The organism is Thiomicrorhabdus sp. (assembly GCF_041583835.1).
Lineage (GTDB): Bacteria > Pseudomonadota > Gammaproteobacteria > Thiomicrospirales > Thiomicrospiraceae > Thiomicrorhabdus.
Window position 1 is genome coordinate 39,228 of sequence record NZ_JBFHFC010000004.1, and the last position, 16,433, is coordinate 55,660.

Here is a 16,433-nt window from a genome sequence, read left to right on the forward strand (position 1 = left end):
CAATGAAGCGTTTTTCAGCTATTTTATTAAGTGTTTCGATTTTGTTTTTGGCGGGTTGTTCCGCGGAAGTCGGCAGCGATCAGTGGTGTGCCGATATGAAAGAAAAGCCGAAAGGTGAATGGACCGCTAATGAAGCGACTGATTTTACCAAGCATTGCTTATTGAAATAAGATTCATAAAGCTCAGCCGTAAAGCAACATCGGTTCAAATGATGAAACAATAAAAGCGATGCGTTTGAAGTTCGAAGTTATGATTTGAGAACGACAACCGTGGTTGATTATAAAAAAGCCTCTACCTTAGGGTAGGGGCTTTTTTTATAGGAATTAATCATTTGAAACATATTCTGAAAAGATGGCAGAATGGTCGAACAAACTATTTGTCTATTGGAATAGTTAGGCGGAGTTAAGATGACGAGAGTTGCGATAATACAGTTTGATACGGTTTGGCAAGATGCCGAAGCTAACTTGCAGAAGTTATCGGAAACATTTGAAGCCATTGCCGGAGATTCTTACGATGTTGCGGTTTTGCCCGAACTGTTTCATTGCGGCTTCTCCATGCAGTCGGAACGGTTTGCCGAAACTCGTCAGGGACGAGTTTATGAAACGCTTAAAACGCTTGCTGCACATTATCGGATTTATATCATCGCCGGAGCGGCTCTGTTCGATACGGAAGGGCAAGTAAGAAACTGCGCATTGGTATTTGATCGTAAAGGAAATGAACTAGCTTGTTATAGTAAGAATCATACCTTTAATTATGCCGGGGAAGGGCGCCATTACCAGGCTGGGAATCGACAAGTTCTGTTTGAAATAGACGGTATTCCTTGCAGCGTTTTTATCTGTTATGATCTGCGTTTTCCCGAACTCTTTCGTAAAGTGATGCCGCAAGCGGAAATGGTGTTTGTGATTGCCAATTGGCCGAGTACCCGCCGGAAGCATTGGGAAATTCTTTTGCAGGCCAGAGCCATCGAGAATCAATGTTTCGTGGTGGGCGTCAATCGCATCGGTGAAGACGGTAATGGCTTACAGTATGCCGGTGGATCGATGGTGGTTGATCCGTTTGGTGAAATCCTCTCATTTGCTTCAGCGGATCAGGCTGTGCAAATAACCGAACTGCCGGTTGAACGGATTAAACGGGTTCGAGAGCAATATCCATTTTTAAAAGATATGAAGAAATAAGACTGACATGTCTTTGCACTCTTTCTACTCTATGCGTGACAAATAATTCACTTCGGAAAATAGCGCAAGCGCAGTTGTTTTTCAATTTCGATAATCACAAACAAGCCGATTCCGATCGCCAGAATCAATAAAGAATCCGCCACCGAGATGGTTTCTGTTTCAAACAAGCGTTGAAGTGCGGGAATGAAAGTGATCGCAATTTGCGCGGCCATTACGACCAGAATTGCAATCCAGACTTCTTTAGTCCCCTTTAGGACGTTCCAATTTAATGCCAGCGTGTTCATGTTGCGGATGAATAGCAGGTGGAATATCTCCATGACAACCAATGTATTGACCGCCAACGTTCTGGCGTATTCAATTGTTTCTCCTTGGTTGATTGCATGGGTGTAAATACCGAACACTCCGGCAATAAACAGAAGGCTGACAAGGATGATGTGCCATATCAAACTACCATCGAGTAAAGCTTGATTACGAGGACGGGGCGGTTGTCCCATGGCATGTTCGTTTGTCGGTTCAAACGCCAAAGCGATTCCTAAGGTCGTTGCGGTAATCAGATTAATCCACAAAATTTGAACCGGGGTGACCGGTAAAGTCATGCCAAGCAGGATGGCTAAGATAATAGTGGCGGCTTCACCGGAACTGGTCGGCAACGTCCAGCTAATGACTTTTTTAATATTATCGTAGGCGGTACGCCCCTCTCTTACCGCTGCGGCTATCGAGGCGAAATTGTCATCGGCCAAGACCAGTTCGGCCGCTTCTTTTGCCGCTTCGCTCCCTTTGAGCCCCATGGCGATACCGGCATCGGCGCGTTTTAAGGCGGGTGCGTCGTTGACGCCGTCGCCGGTCATGGCAACGGTCATGCCGTGGGATTGCAGAGCCATAACCAAACGAAGTTTATGCTCGGGACTGGTGCGTGCGAAAATATCGGTTTCAAGAACGTCGGCTTTAAGTGCTTCGTCATCCAAAAGGTCCAGATCGTTTCCGGTTAATACACGATCGGCATTTTGCAGGCCGATTTGCCGTCCGATGGCCGCAGCCGTGACGGCATGGTCTCCGGTAATCATTTTGACGCGGATTCCGGCCCGGTTGCATTCTGCGACCGCTTCGATCGCTTCGGTTCTCGGCGGATCCATAAGGCCGATGATGCCCAGGAGTGTCACGTTGTCATTAAGATCGGGTCTTTCCAATATGGTATGGTCTGGATTGATACTTTTGTAAGCAACGGCCAGTACACGTTGACCTTGGTTTGCAATTAATTCGGCTTGTTGATGCCAGAAGTCAATGTTGATCGGAATGGTTTCACCGTTTTCCATCATCTGTTTTTCGCAGAGCGCAAACAGTTTTTCGGGAGCGCCTTTTATGAAAATAAAAGCGTGGTTTTCATGGTCGTGGTTCAGCGTCGCCATAAACTGATGTTTGGCATCGAAAGGGATAAGATCGGTGCGCGTCCAATGTTTGCGTTCAGCCGCTACATCAATTCCGGTCTTTTCCGCAAAGGCCAATAAGGCACCTTCCATCGGATCACCTTCCACCGTCCATTCTTCCTGACGGTTTTTCAGTTCGGCGTCATTGCATAGGACAAGAGTTCTGGCAAGTCCGTGGAGGCTCGATTGTTTAAGGGCATCGATGGCGATTCCGTTTTGGAGTATTTCGCCGCTAGGGGAGTAGCCTTCCCCTTTGATTTGAAACCGGGATTCTGCTGTAAAGACGCTGGCGACGCTCATTTCGTTACGCGTTAGCGTGCCGGTTTTGTCGGTACAGATGACGGAAACCGATCCCAGGGTTTCAATGGCCGGCAAACGTCTGATAATCGCATTTCTATGTGCCATCGCTTTTACGCCTACCGCTAGAGTGATAGTGAGGACGGCTGGCAAGCCTTCCGGAATGGCGGCGACTGAAAGACCGACCACAGCCAGAAACAGTTCGGAAAAACTCTGCTGCTGAACAAAGATACCAAATCCCATGACCAGTGCGGCGACGCCTAGAATGACTAGTGTGAGCCATTTGGCGAACTTATCCATTTGTTCTATCAAGGGCGTACTCAGCGTTTCCACCTGTGAGAGCAGGCCGCTGATTCGCCCGATCTCGGTTTGCGTTCCCGTACCAATCACGACCCCTCTACCTTGCCCATAGGTAACGGTCGTGCCGCTGAAAGCGAGACAAGAACGGTCGCCTAGTGGGGCGTGTGCATCGACGGGTTGGATCTGTTTTTCAACCGGAACCGATTCTCCAGTCAGAATCGCCTCTTGGATTTGCAGGCCGTGGCTTTGTAATAGACGCAAGTCGGCCGGTACTTTGTCGCCGGCTTCGATCAGAACAATGTCTCCGGGCACCAGTTCTTCGCCAATAACCGTATGTCGTTGACCGTCACGGAGCACCGCGGCTTGAGGTGCGAGCATCTGGCGGATGGCGTCCATGGCTTTTTCGGCTTTACCTTCTTGGATCAAACCGATGAGGGCATTGATTAGGACAACGGCCAAGATAACTATGGTATCGACCACATGGCCCAGTAAGGCGGTGATCAAAGCGGATCCGAGCAGGACGTAAATGAGGATGTTGTGAAATTGCAGTAAAAACCGCATTAGAAGTGAACGTTTTGGGGGCTGCGGCAGGCGATTGGGTCCGTATTCTTCGATTCTGCGCTGCGCTTCCTCGACACTTAAACCGCTAAAGTCGCTTTTCAGTTTAGAAAGGGTCTCTTCAAGGGGTTGATGGTGCCATTTTTTTTCCGCGCTCATAGCTATCTGATCCGTAGGTTATGGATTGAATCGTAAAGGGGCCCGAGAGCTTTTTGAAAACAAATTCCGACTTTTGACGGTAGGAAAAAGATTGCTTATTAATTCAAATAAGCTTAATCATATAGTGACTTTAGGTGAAAGGAAAGCCTAAAAGGGGGAAGGAGCAAACCCTGTGATTTTAGCTGAAAACCGAGCGGTTATTCCGTTCCGCAACAAGGTTAGTTACGGAAGATCTTTTGGGTGATACGTTCGCGTAGAGAGTCGCGTTTAGGGTGCTGCTCGGTACTTAGGAAATGAATCGGTTTAGAAACGATCGCCTGATCGATTGCGGCCTGCATCTCTTCGGGTTCGGCGTAGTAGGCCTCGACAAAACGTTCGAATTTGACGCCGTCAAATTGAAATTTCTCCAGCCAGCGCTCAGCCTGGGAATGAAGGTTGTCGGAATCGTCCGATATGGCGTTTTCGGAACCTTGAGAGTTGCTGAATACAGTATTATGCGGATCGGTTGCATCAATGGTTAAATCGATCTCATGTTCCGAAAATTGAAGTAAGTTTTGTAAGCGGGCCAATGCTTCTTCAGGGGTCGAGGGTGGATTATTCGCTATCTCGAAGCCGTCTTGGGAGTCGCATGGATAATGCAGGTTAAAATGTTGTTCCAGGATTGGAATCGCTTCGTGAATTTCGTGGTATTGAAGCTCCGCCAGAAAGCTGGCAAGCTTAAGCTTGATGCTGACCTTTTCCTGTGATGCAATCATCTGCTCAAGTTGGTTGGCGAGATTTTGAAATTCGATTAAACGTTTGTGTTCGATTTCGTAAAGTTTGTCTTTAAAATCGAGAGAGAACTCGCTAATCCAGAAAGTGATCAACGGGATAATTTGGCGGAGCCCCAATAGCGGTTGGCTGAGCATTTTATGCAGTTCGCTGGCCATGGTGTCTTCAGATTCGTACGACTTCAGTTCACCATTATGAATGCAGCGCTGACCGTGTTCTTGAATAAAACTATAGGCAATGGATTCGATGACATGATAGTTGAGATCGGACAGATCATTGAGTTCGTCGCGATCGTTAAAGGTTTGAACCGGCATCAATGTTCCTGACTATAAGTTGGGGTTAATGAGACATCATAGAAAATGCGTATTTGTTCGTCAATATCTGTTATTCATTATTTTCCTTAAAGTTTTTAATGGATTGGATTTTGTAAATTAATGATCGGTTTATAAATGGTATTTAAACGGCGAATGTCTTTTGTCCTCTGGTCTGACAGTGAGTCGATTTAAACAACGAGAATTGGAGAAAGATTTTGTGAATTTGTTTACCTATGGATCCTTAATGTTTCCCGAAGTTTGGCAAAGAGTGGTCAGAGGGAATTATGCGAGTCGAAAAGCTTATGTTTCGGGTATGCGCCGTTTTGCGGTGAAAGACGAATTATATCCGGCCGTTGTTGAGGGTAAGGTAGAAGATCGGGTGGATGGCGTGCTTTACGGCGGGTTAAACGAAAGTGATCTGATGTTGCTGGATGTGTTTGAAGGTGATCAGTATGTTCGTCAAACCGTCACGGTAACGCTGGAAGGGGGCGAAACAACTCAGGCGGAAGTTTATGTATTCAAAGCGCAATTTCGTAACTTGTTGGAAGACCGGGACTGGGACGCCGGACAATTCGGTTTACAGTATCTTCAGGAATTTATTCAGCGCGAAAAAGATAACTTTGATTTGAGTCGAATTGATTAGAGCGGTATAGCCATTGGCTTTTAAGGCACGTATTTTTTAAGTAGGGAACGCAATCGCTTGCCGTTTTTATCCGAACAGATAGGGGAATAGACTCTTTTTCTGCGCATCCGTCAGGTTTTGAACGGTCTCAATATTCTTATCCGGGATCGTTTCGGGATCGGGATAATATTGCAGCGCTTTTTCCAAACTGGCTTCGCGAATCAGATGAAGTACCGGGTAAGGCGAACGGTTGGTGAGATTTTCACTGTCTTCGGGCTGTGTGCCTGCAAACTGATAATGCGGATGAAAACTCGCGATTTGATAAGTGCCGCTCCAACCGCCTTCTTCAAGTAGAGCCTCTGCAAGATCCAGAAATTCGTTGTAGTCGTAAAAGTCCCCGAGCATGTCGGGCAATACGACCAACGTCGTTTCAACTTCTTGGGGGTTATGAGCGTCAAGGTTTTTCAGTTCGTCGTTTAAATCATTCAGCAGGCAGGCTTCGTCCCGACAATCGCTGATTGCGATTCTGACCTGGTTGTCCAGATAAGGTTTGGCGGCAAACGGGCATAGGTTTAATCCAATGACCACCTGTTGCAGCCAATTACGAATTTGCTGTTCAATTTCGGTTGAGTTTATCAGCATAAAGTTTTTCCTGGCAATTGGGTGGGTCGGGTTAATGTCGAAGTGGATTAAACGACTTTTTGATTCAATATCGAGCAATTTTCCAACTGGATCGATTTGCCCGAAGCATGCTCGGTCACGTCATCAAGTGTGTTTTTACGTGCGTCGTAGACATACAGAAAAAGTTCGTCTCCGGGTTGAAGGAAGACTGTTTCTCCGAAATGGGTGTAGCTGGTTGCCCCCAGACTGACCATGATCTGTTCCGGATAGTGGCACTGTTTGATGATGCTCGGCAGATCCTCCAGTGGGCCAAAATCGCTTTGGTGGTTCAGTTGGTGAATGATCCATTCCAACAATTGGGTGTAGAAGTAGTTGTAAGTCAATACCGGACTGTCTTCGCCGTACGCATGTAACTGTCCGTCGCGCTTTAAAAACGAGGCGATATGGAACGGATCCATTTCGCCGCCTTTTTCGAAACGGTTCAAGGCCAAAAAATCTTCTGAAACGCCTTTGCTGTTTGGTCCCCAATTCTTTTTCTCGCTGATCTTTTTAGCACCTTCCTTACGGATGGAACAGTCGTTGAATGCGGAAAAGGCTTTGGGTTTTAAGGCGCTGACACCGCCATTGGTATAGGTTACGTCGAAAAGGACGCAGACTTCGGCTTCCATATGAAGGTTAGCGTTTTGTTGCATGTCCCGTGGATATCGGATTTCGTTGTGAGAAAGCGGATAGGTGCCGACGAAGCTTTCTGCTCCCGGAACATAGTATGGGAACAGACCTTTCGGTGCGTTTTCGCTTTCGGTGGTAACGTTCACAAAATCGGCGTTTTCCCCCGCCTGTTCAAGGTGGTGGGCAAAGTTGCCCGCCACGCCGAAACAAAGGGTGTTGTGTAAATCAAATTTCATCTTTGTTGTTGAACTTCTTGATTATTTTTTGCCTAGCATGCGCTTTAGGGTTTCGTCTTTGTAGACGATGTGATGTTTCAAGGCACCTGCAATATGCAATGCAATTACTGCGATCATGGCGTAACCGCCGATTTCGTGGATTTCCTCAGCGATTTCGTGCAGCATTTCATTTTCGCCTACGATGGTCGGCAGTACGAAAAGGTCGAAAAAGGCGACTTCGTGTCCGCCGGAGTTGCTCATGATCCATCCCGAGATCGGCATCATTAACATCGCTAGGTAAAGAATGCCTTTAACGGCATGACCAAGAATATGTTCGAATTTGCTGTAAGAGATTTGGCTTGGATTCGGGCTGACTTTCAACCAGATCAAACGCAGAACCATCAAGGCTAAAAGGCCGATCCCTAAGGATTTATGCAAGTTATAGAGTTCAAGTTTTTCCGGGCCTTTCGGTAGGTCGCCCATGTAGATGCCCAGTGCAATCAAGCCGATGAATAGCAATGCCGAAATCCAATGGTTGGCCCGGCTGACTAAGCCGTATGAATTGATACCGTTTTTAAGTTCCATAACTTTTACCTATATTGAAAATATTGAATATGAATTGAATGCTGATTGATGCCGCTTAATATAACAGTCCTTGCAGTTTTCTGCGCGAGGCATTGACTAATTGTGGATTACTTTCAGCTAGCATGTCAAAGAGTTTTAGTAATGATTTTTGCGTAATGCCGTCTTTGTAGTTTCGGTCGACGATAAAGAGTTTGAAAAGCGTTTGAATTGCTTTCTCGGGATGACCGTTCAGAACCAGATAAGCGGCCAGTCCGTATAGGGCATCCGGATCGTCCTGATTTTCGGCCAATTTCTGCTGGATGGTGTGGATGTCGTCGGATTCGCCTACGGCTTCAGAGAAGTTCAAGATACCGTTGATGTTTTTACCTTCCGGTGACAGCTGCGCTTCTTCAGGTAGTTTTGAGAACAAGTCCTTGGCTTTATCAAGGTGGCCGGTCTGCAAATACATCAGTACTAAATCCAAATGTACCTTGAAGTTATTCGGGTCGGTTTTGGCCGCTTCGCCGAGCAGTTTCACCGCCAGATCGAACTGTCCGCTTGCAAAGGCCTGTTTCGCTTGCGCGCGCAGTTCTTCGGACGGGTCTTGTTTAACATATCCTTTCAACAGATCCCAATAGGCCTGCTCGGTTTGCAGTCCGGCCGCTTCTCCTGCGATCTCGCCTTGGAAAGCCAGCTTGTAATAGGGGACTTCTTGAACACCGAAGTGCCCGGCCATTTCAGCCTGCTGGCCGACATTGATTTTGGCCAGAATAAATTGCCCGGCCATTTCCGTAGCCAACTTTTCAAGAATGGTATTGGCCTGAACACTCTCCTCGTTACGAGGTTCCCAGAAATGAATTAAGAGGGGGAGCTTGGCCGAGTGGCTTAAAATCTCTTGCAGGTTTTCTTTGGTGATGTCCGTAATGTAGGCTTGCGACATAGTGTTTCTGATTAACCTTTTTGTATGGCTTTAAGTTGATACAAGGCATCTAAGGCCATTTTGGGAGTCATTTCATCCGGATCGAACGCTTCCAGCGCTTCTTGCAACGCTTCGAGTTTCGGGTCCGGTTCGGAATGACCGAACATGTCAAATTGCTGTATTTCATTAGGAGCGCCGGCTTGACTATTTTGGGCGGTCTGGATGGTCTGATTTTCCAGATTAGCCAGGTGGCGTTTAGCGCTTTGAATGACTTTTTGCGGTACGCCGGCCAATGCCGCTACTTGCAGCCCGTAACTTTGCGAAGCGGGTCCTTCTTGAACTTGATGCAGGAACACAATCTTATCTTGGTGTTCGATTGCATCAAGATGCACGTTAACGGTGTTGTTAAACTGTTCCGCTAACGTAGTCAGTTCAAAGTAGTGCGTGGCAAACAAACAGAAACCGCGGACTTTGTTCGCCATATGTTCGGCGATTGCCCAAGCCAGAGCCAAACCGTCGAAAGTCGAAGTACCGCGTCCGACTTCGTCCATCAAAATCAGCGACTGTTCGCTGGCGTGATGCAGAATGTTGGCGGTTTCGGTCATCTCGACCATAAAGGTCGAACGTCCGGAGGTCAGGTCGTCGGATGCCCCGATGCGGGTGAAGATGCGATCGATCGGGCCGATTTGTGCCGAGTCGGCCGGTACGAAACTCCCCATGAACGCCATTAAGGTGATCAAGGCAGTCTGGCGCATATAGGTCGAATTACCGCCCATGTTCGGTCCGGTGATGATTTGCAGCTGTCTTTGTTCGTCAAAGCGGGTGTCGTTTGGAATAAACGGTTCGCTCGACACGGCTTCAACCGTCAGATGTCGGCCTTTGGTAATTGATAAGCCGGGCTGCTCCGTCAAGATCGGGCGTGTCAGATTTAGGGCCATAGCCTGGGTGGCCAGATTGACTAATACATCCAACTCCGACAGGGCGGCAGCACATGATTGCAGTGCGGACAACGATTTATTCAGGGTTTCCAATAGCTGCTGATAAAGCCATTTTTCCCGCGCCAGAGATTTTTCACCGGCACTGAGGATTTTGTCTTCAAAGGTTTTCAGCTCGGGGATGATATAGCGTTCTTGCCCTTTTAAGGTTTGTCGACGGACGTATTCGGTCGGCACCTGATCGGAATGCAGCTTGCTGATTTCGATGTAATATCCGTGGACGCGGTTATATCCGACTTTCAGCGTGTTAATACCGGTGCGTTCGCGTTCGCTCTGTTCAAGCTTCAGTAAAAAATCGCCCGCTTCGTTTTTCAGGTTGCGCAGTTCGTCAAGTTCGGCGTCGTAGCCTTCTGCAATGACTCCGCCGTCGCGAATTAACATCGGCGGATTATCGGTAATGGCTTGATCGAGCAATGTAGCCAATTCCGGAAAGGTGGCAATTTTGTCGGCGAGGCTCAGGAGTTTTTCGACCTGATGCGTGCCCAGCAAACTCTGTAAGTCGGGCAGGCTGTTTAACGCGCGGCCGAGTTGCAATAGGTCGCGGGGGCGGGCGGAATATAAAGCCACACGACTTAATATACGTTCCATGTCACCGATCTGTTTAAGCGATTGACGCAGAAGTTCGTCGTCTTGCAGCCCGATGATCTCTTCAATGGAATCCAATCGAGCATTGATGACCGCTTGGTTACGCAACGGTTGGTTCAGCCAGCGTTTCAAAAGGCGACTGCCCATCGCGGTAGCGGTGTGATCCAAAATAGCCGCTAACGTGTTATGCGTGCCGCCACTTAAGTTGGTGTCGATTTCCAAGTTGCGGCGGCTGATGGCGTCAAGAACTAAGGTGTCGTCCGTCTGGTAAGTGTTTAAGCTTTGGATATGTTCCAAGCCGTTTTGCAGCATGGTTTTGGCATAGTGCAGAATACCGCCTGCCGCAGCCGTTACCGCCGGTTTGGTTTCACAGCCGAACGCCGTTAAATCTTGTGTGCCGAAATGTTCGGTCAGGCGTTTCTTGGAACTTTTGACTTCAAAATGCCAGGCCGGGTAACGAACCACGCCAGCCCGTTTTAAAATGGATTCAGGTAGAGATTCACGCAAAAGATCGTCATCCGGCAAAAGCATTTCGGAGGGTTTCAGGCGTTCGATTTCGGCACTTAATTGGGTTTCGTTTTCAAGTTGAGTCGCTTCGAAACGGCCGCTGGCGACATCCAGATAAGCCAGTCCGTAAACTTCGTTGGCTTGGGTGATGGCGGCCAATAGATTTTCCGAACGGTCTTCCAGTAAGGCTTCTTCCACCAAGGTTCCGGGGGTGATGACGCGCACCACTTTACGTTCTACCGGCCCTTTGCTGTTTGCCGGGTCGCCGACCTGTTCGCAAATTGCGACCGATTCGCCGAGTTTAACTAATTTGGCTAAGTAGCCGTCTGCCGAGTGATGCGGAATGCCGGCCATCGGAATCGGTTGGCCGCCGGATTTGCCGCGTGCGGTGAGTGTAATGTCGAGCAGTTCCGCCGCCTTTTTGGCGTCGTCATGAAACAGTTCGTAAAAATCGCCCATACGGTAGAACAACAAGTGATCGGGATGCTCGGCTTTGATTGCCAGGTATTGTTGCATCATAGGGGTGTGTTGTGTCGATTTTTCGGCCATGTTTCTGTTTGTGTGAATTTTAATAATTGCTAAAAAAGGGTATGCTAGGTCATATTACATTGGATAGCAATAATGGAGTGCGCGAGATGGGGTTTGAAACCTTAGTTTCTGAAGTGGGTAAAGCGTTGGTGGATCATGATTGCATGGTGGTCACAGCGGAATCTTGTACGGGTGGAATGATCGCCGAGGCATTGACTTCGATTGGTGGCAGTACCGCATGGTTCGATCGTGCCTACATCACTTATAGTTACGAATCCAAAAAAGAGATGTTGGGCGTGAATGAAGCCACTATTCAGAAAAAGGGTTCCGTCAGTCAGGAATGCGTACAGGAAATGGCGCTGGGTGCGTTGCAGCAATCGCATGCTAAAGTCAGTGTGGCTTGTAGTGGAATTGCCGGTCCGACCGGTGGAACGCCGGATAAGCCGGTAGGAACCGTGTGGATTGCTTGGGCGTTACAAGGGCACGATAAGGTAGAGAGTCAGGCCTTTTTGTTCAGCGGAGATCGGCAATCGATCAGAGAGCAGACGACGGAGGTTGCGTTAATGGGAATCATGAAAATTTTACAAGGATGAATTCCTTTTCGTAAAGTGCAGAATCACAATCATAACTCTAGGATTTGATTTTAAATTGTGGGATAATTCTGCGGCTCTGTAGGGGAGAAGTTGGTGCGGTCATCGTCTCGGTTTTATTCCCCTGAGTAGGGTGTTGAATTAGTTGGGAAAACCAAGACGCGAAAAGCCTTTGTTTAAACGGAAAATTCGGTTCCGGTTAAACAAGGGCTTTTTATTGATGGGCATTGATTCTGCGCGAAAAGTCTCTAAGTAAGGTTTGAGTGCCTGAAGGGATGTTTCAAAATGCACTCCCGCTGTCTTGTTAGTTAGCGGGCGAATGTTAAGCCAATAAAAGGACCGTAAAAAGATGGATGAAAATAAGCAAAAAGCACTGGCCGCCGCTTTAGGTCAAATTGAAAAGCAATTTGGTAAAGGCTCGATTATGCGTATGGGCGACGAAGGCGTTGTACGTGATATCGAAGCGATCTCTACAGGTTCTTTAGGTTTGGATATGGCGTTGGGCATAGGCGGTTTGCCGAAAGGGCGTATTGTTGAAATTTACGGTCCGGAATCGTCGGGTAAGACAACCTTGACGTTGCACGCCATTGCAGAAGCCCAGAAATTAGGCGGTACGGCGGCATTCGTCGACGCCGAGCATGCATTGGATCCGATTTATGCAGAAAAGCTAGGCGTAGACATCGATAACTTATTGGTGTCACAGCCGGATACCGGTGAGCAGGCATTGGAAATTACCGATGCGTTGGTGCGTTCCGGTGCGGTAGATATCGTGGTTGTGGATTCGGTCGCTGCTTTGACGCCTAAAGCGGAAATCGAAGGCGATATGGGTGATTCACACATGGGTCTGCAGGCGCGACTGATGTCTCAGGCGTTGCGTAAGTTGACGGCGAATATCAAGCGTACCAACACCTTGGTTATTTTCATCAACCAGATTCGTATGAAAATCGGTGTTATGTTCGGTAGCCCTGAAACCACTACCGGTGGTAACGCATTGAAATTCTATGCGTCGGTACGTTTGGATATTCGTCGAATCGGTGCGATCAAGAAAGGCGATGAAATTCTAGGTAACGAAACCCGTGTTAAGGTCGTGAAAAATAAGGTTTCTCCTCCGTTCAAACAGGTGGAATTCGATATTCTTTACGGTCAGGGTATTTCACGCGAAGGCGAAATCATCGATTTGGGCGTAAAAGAGAAATTGATTGAAAAATCCGGTTCTTGGTATAGCTACAACGATCAGAAGATCGGCCAAGGGAAAGACAATGTGCGCCAGTACTTGATTGAAAATCCGGAAATCGCCGAAACGCTGATGACTCAGATTAAAGAAATAATGATGCCGGCTAAAACCGGTAAAAAAGCCGTAGAAGCGGAATTAGAAACGGCTGCCGAGTAAGATTTGAAAAGCGCGGAAGAGTTCCTCCAGCAGTTAAAGCAGCCAGAGGCGTCGTCCGCTCCTGTTGAACAGGAGGATGCGGATTCGATTGTCGAGTCGTTGAGTCGGCAGATTGAATCTAAAGCGGTAGCCTTGTTGGCGATTCGCGAGCATGGCGCAAAAGAGCTGAAAGCCAAGCTGTTGACGAAGTTTCCCGAAACCGACGAGTTGTTGGCGGAAACTCGGCAACCACCGGGTTTGTTGAAGCTTTTGGTGGATGACGTGATTCAACGTTGTCAGGAAAACAACTGGCAGAGCGATCAACGTTATATCGAGCAGGCGGTGTTCAGTCTTATGAACAAAGGCCAGGGGCCGTTGAAAATCCGTCAGAAGCTGCAGCAGACCAGCGACGATTCATCGCAGATTGAAGCCAGTCTGGATTTGGACGAAGCGGATTGGTTGGACGTAATGCGCGAAGTGCTGCTTAAAAAATACGGCGAACTCGACAAACCGCAACAACGCAACGAGCAGGCGAAAAGGATGCGCTTTCTGCAAAGTCGGGGGTTTCCGGCTGAGTGGATTTGGAAAGTCTATCGTTGATGCGATCGAGATTTAAACAGAATTATTTTTATTGAACTAAGGTTTTAACCCTATGACCAGTGCAGAACTTAGAAAGGCTTTTATAGACTTTTTTGTTAAGCAAAACCATACCGCAGTGCATTCCAGCCCTGTCGTCCCTGGAAATGATCCGACCCTGTTGTTTACCAATGCGGGGATGGTGCAATTTAAAGAGACCTTCTTAGGCCAGGAACAGCGTGATTACAACCGCGCGACTACGGTGCAACGTTGTATTCGTGCCGGCGGTAAGCACAACGACTTGGAAAACGTCGGTTATACCGCCCGTCACCATACTTTCTTCGAAATGTTGGGGAACTTCAGTTTCGGCGATTATTTCAAGCGTGAAGCGATTCAGTATGCTTGGGAATTTTTGACCAAAGAGTTAAAACTGCCGGAAGAAAAACTGTGGATTACCGTCTTTGAAGAAGATCAGGAAGCCGAAGATATCTGGTTGAAAGAGATGGGCGTCAGTGCAGAGCGTTTCTCGCGTTGCGGTGCAAAAGACAATTTCTGGTCGATGGGTGATACCGGTCCTTGCGGTCCTTGTAGTGAAATTTTCTACGATCATGGTTCGGACGTTGCCGGTGGTCCTCCGGGTTCACCGGACGAAGACGGTGACCGTTACATTGAAATCTGGAACTTGGTATTCATGCAATTCGACCGTGCTGCAGACGGTACTTTGACGCCATTACCGAAGCCTTCTGTTGATACAGGTATGGGATTGGAGCGTTTGGCGGCGGTTATGCAGGGCGTTCACAATAACTACAATATCGATTTGTTCCGTGCTTTGGTTAAAAAGGCGAGTGAACTGACCGGCGAGAAGAACCTTTCAAACAGTTCTTTGCGTGTCATTTCCGACCACATCCGTTCTTGTGCGTTCATGATTACCGACGGTGTATTACCTTCGAACGAAGGGCGCGGATATGTATTGCGCCGTATCATCCGTCGAGCGATCCGTCACGGTTATAAATTGGGTCAAAGCCAGCCGTTTTTCCATCAGTTGGTCGGTACTTTAGTCGAGCAGATGGGCGAAGCCTATCCTGAATTGAAAGCGGAAGCGGCCAATGTCGAGCGTGCCTTGAAGCTTGAGGAAGAGCGTTTTGCGGAAACGTTAGAAAACGGTATGAAGCAGCTTGAAGATTACGTTGCCGACATGAAAGGTACCGTGATTGAAGGCGATATGGCCTTTAAGTTGTACGATACGTTTGGTTTCCCGCTTGATTTGACGGCAGACGTTGCGCGTGAAAAAGGTCTGACGGTGGACGAGGAAGGCTTTGCAAAAGCGATGGAAGAGCAGCGTGAGCGTGCCCGTTCTGCCAGCAGCTTCTCGGGCAGTGCACAGAACCGTGTCGATTTTGAGGGTGAAACGCATTTTATCGGTTACGATCGCGACGAAGCGGATGCGACGATTCTGGCGATTTTCGTAGACGGCAAGTCGGTCGAATCCGCTGACGAAGGGACCGAAGCGATTGTGATTCTAGGCAGCACGCCGTTTTATGCGGAATCCGGTGGTCAGGTCGGCGATAGCGGAAGCTTGACCGAAGGGATGAACAGTTTCCATGTCAACGATACCCATAAGCAAGGCAAGTTGTTCCTGCACCACGGTAAGGTGACGGCGGGTACGATTCAAGTTGATCAGGAAATTCACGCCAAGATCAATATCGCCGACCGTCGCGCCAGCGAAAAGAACCATTCGGCCACGCACTTGTTGCATGCCGCTTTGCGTTCGATTCTTGGTACGCACGTTCAGCAGAAAGGATCTTTGGTTAAGCCGGATCGTTTACGATTCGACTTCTCGCATTTCGAACCGATTTCAGCCGCGCAATTGCGTGAAATTGAAAAATTGGTCAACCATAACATCATGTTGAACGAAGCGGTCGGCATGAACGAGATGGACATCGAATCGGCGAAAGCGAAAGGGGCGATGGCACTGTTCGGCGAGAAGTACGGCGATGTCGTACGTGTTGTCGATATGGGTGATTTCTCGGTTGAACTTTGTGGTGGAACGCACGTTAATTCGGTGGGTGATATCGGCCCGTTCCGTATTGTATCGGAAAGCGGGATCGCTTCCGGCGTACGTCGTATCGAAGCGGCTACCGGCGAGCAGGCTTGGTCGATGATTTATGACGAAGATGCACGTCTGGAACAGATAGCCGATGCCGTGAAGTCCGATAAAAACCTGGTGGCGGAAAAAGTCTCTCAGATGGTGGCCGATTATAAGGCGCTGGAAAAAGAGCTTAAGCAGCTTCAAGGCAAGTTGGCCGCTTCTCAAGGCGATGACCTTGCCGGTCAGGCGGTTGAGATCTCCGGTGTGAATGTATTGGCCGCCAAGATGGAAGGTGCCGATACCAATACCTTACGTGAAACGCTTGATAAGTTGAAAGATAAGTTGGAACCGGCCGTTATTCTACTGTCTGCAGTGGATGGCGAAAAAGTGACGTTGGTTGCGGGTGTGAGTAAGTCGGCAACCGATCGCTTTAAAGCGGGTGAACTCGTCAATTTTGTGGCACAGCAAGTTGGCGGAAAAGGAGGGGGTCGTCCTGATATGGCGCAAGCTGGCGGTAAAGACCCAAGTAATCTAGATAAAGCACTTGCCTCGGTTCATGCCTGGGTAGAGTCGAAATAAGAAGAAA

14 protein-coding genes are annotated in these 16,433 nt (G+C 48.2%); 7 read left to right on the forward strand and 7 right to left on the reverse strand.

The annotated features are described in order from the left end of the window. The first annotated feature begins 2 nt into the window (after nucleotides 1-2). Both ABY044_RS03290 and ABY044_RS03295 read left to right on the forward strand, forming a co-directional pair. A complete protein-coding gene (locus tag ABY044_RS03290) occupies nucleotides 3-170 on the forward strand; it encodes a DUF3012 domain-containing protein (protein ID WP_373018130.1) in 168 nt (55 codons plus the stop codon). Between the two features lie 237 nt (nucleotides 171-407). Next, entirely contained in the window at nucleotides 408-1,175 is a 768-nt protein-coding gene (locus ABY044_RS03295) for a carbon-nitrogen family hydrolase (protein WP_373018132.1), read from the forward strand. Between the two features lie 47 nt (nucleotides 1,176-1,222). Here the strand turns inward: ABY044_RS03295 and ABY044_RS03300 are convergent, their stop codons facing one another. After that, nucleotides 1,223-3,913 carry a cation-transporting P-type ATPase gene (locus ABY044_RS03300; protein ID WP_373018134.1) on the reverse strand — a complete coding sequence of 897 codons (2,691 nt, stop codon included), beginning with the start codon at nucleotides 3,911-3,913 and terminating at the stop codon, nucleotides 1,223-1,225. Nucleotides 3,914-4,131: 218 nt separating this feature from the next. Further along, complete coding sequence (locus ABY044_RS03305) at nucleotides 4,132-4,998, reverse strand: hypothetical protein (protein ID WP_373018136.1); 867 nt, start codon at nucleotides 4,996-4,998, stop codon at nucleotides 4,132-4,134. 217 nt (nucleotides 4,999-5,215) lie between these two features. Here ABY044_RS03305 and ABY044_RS03310 point away from each other — a divergent pair, with 217 nt between their 5' ends. Next, nucleotides 5,216-5,641, forward strand: a complete 426-nt coding sequence (locus tag ABY044_RS03310; protein WP_373018138.1) for a gamma-glutamylcyclotransferase family protein — start codon at nucleotides 5,216-5,218, stop codon at nucleotides 5,639-5,641. Nucleotides 5,642-5,707: 66 nt separating this feature from the next. Here ABY044_RS03310 and ABY044_RS03315 read toward each other — a convergent pair whose 3' ends face one another. From ABY044_RS03315 to mutS, 5 genes are read right to left on the reverse strand one after another with little or no spacing between them, the layout of a single operon-like run. After that, nucleotides 5,708-6,262: a DUF1415 domain-containing protein gene (locus tag ABY044_RS03315; protein WP_373018140.1), complete on the reverse strand. Its 555-nt coding sequence runs from the start codon at nucleotides 6,260-6,262 to the stop codon at nucleotides 5,708-5,710. Nucleotides 6,263-6,309: 47 nt separating this feature from the next. Then, nucleotides 6,310-7,146, reverse strand: a complete 837-nt coding sequence (locus ABY044_RS03320; RefSeq protein ID WP_373018142.1) for a DUF5718 family protein — start codon at nucleotides 7,144-7,146, stop codon at nucleotides 6,310-6,312. Nucleotides 7,147-7,167: 21 nt separating this feature from the next. Then, nucleotides 7,168-7,710 carry a cytochrome b gene (locus ABY044_RS03325; protein WP_373018144.1) on the reverse strand — a complete coding sequence of 181 codons (543 nt, stop codon included), beginning with the start codon at nucleotides 7,708-7,710 and terminating at the stop codon, nucleotides 7,168-7,170. 55 nt (nucleotides 7,711-7,765) lie between these two features. Continuing rightward, a complete protein-coding gene (locus tag ABY044_RS03330; protein ID WP_373018146.1) occupies nucleotides 7,766-8,629 on the reverse strand; it encodes a tetratricopeptide repeat protein in 864 nt (287 codons plus the stop codon). A gap of 11 nt (nucleotides 8,630-8,640) precedes the next feature. Beyond that, nucleotides 8,641-11,244 (reverse strand): DNA mismatch repair protein MutS, encoded by a 2,604-nt coding sequence (mutS, locus tag ABY044_RS03335; protein ID WP_373018148.1) that lies wholly within the window; start codon nucleotides 11,242-11,244, stop codon nucleotides 8,641-8,643. 41 nt (nucleotides 11,245-11,285) lie between these two features. Between mutS and ABY044_RS03340 the strand changes: the two genes are divergently transcribed. The 4 genes from ABY044_RS03340 to alaS all read left to right on the forward strand — a co-directional run bounded on the left by ABY044_RS03340 (nucleotide 11,286) and on the right by alaS (nucleotide 16,426). Then, nucleotides 11,286-11,816 carry a CinA family protein gene (locus tag ABY044_RS03340; protein WP_373018150.1) on the forward strand — a complete coding sequence of 177 codons (531 nt, stop codon included), beginning with the start codon at nucleotides 11,286-11,288 and terminating at the stop codon, nucleotides 11,814-11,816. 346 nt (nucleotides 11,817-12,162) lie between these two features. Next, a complete protein-coding gene (recA, locus tag ABY044_RS03345) occupies nucleotides 12,163-13,203 on the forward strand; it encodes a recombinase RecA (RefSeq protein ID WP_373018152.1) in 1,041 nt (346 codons plus the stop codon). A gap of 3 nt (nucleotides 13,204-13,206) precedes the next feature. Then, on the forward strand, nucleotides 13,207-13,782 hold the full coding sequence (locus tag ABY044_RS03350) for a regulatory protein RecX (protein WP_373018154.1): 576 nt from the start codon (nucleotides 13,207-13,209) through the stop codon (nucleotides 13,780-13,782). 52 nt (nucleotides 13,783-13,834) lie between these two features. Then, complete coding sequence (alaS, locus tag ABY044_RS03355) at nucleotides 13,835-16,426, forward strand: alanine--tRNA ligase (RefSeq protein ID WP_373018156.1); 2,592 nt, start codon at nucleotides 13,835-13,837, stop codon at nucleotides 16,424-16,426. Nucleotides 16,427-16,433 lie beyond the last annotated feature (7 nt).